The following is a 234-nucleotide window of genomic DNA, read 5'->3' as shown; positions in this document are numbered from 1 at the left end:
TCCCTTGTAATCGCTCACCTGACCGCCGGTCAGATGGAACGCTGCTGGTTGACCGGAGGCATTGCAAACAGCATGGAGTTTTGAATTCAGGCCGCCTTTTGTGCGTCCGATGCATCGGGAAAAGCCCCTTTTTTCAGCGGACTCGCTGCTGTTCCGTGGGCCTTGAGATGGGTTGAGTCAATCATCAAGCGTGTTGTAGAGCCATTTTTCTCAACAAGTTCCGCAAAAATCTTG

General features: G+C 51.7%; 1 pseudogene. It reads right to left on the bottom strand.

Annotation, left to right across the window (positions count from 1 at the left end):
• A pseudogene (locus tag ACQRA4_RS13955) lies at positions 1–234 on the bottom strand (transposase); the annotation flags it as partial.

The sequence above is a fragment of the Desulfovibrio sp. SGI.169 genome (genome assembly GCF_050313595.1).
Taxonomy (GTDB): domain Bacteria; phylum Desulfobacterota; class Desulfovibrionia; order Desulfovibrionales; family Desulfovibrionaceae; genus Desulfovibrio.
The sequence above is the reverse complement of the archived record's forward strand: the minus strand, read 5'-3'. Positions and strand labels throughout refer to the sequence as shown.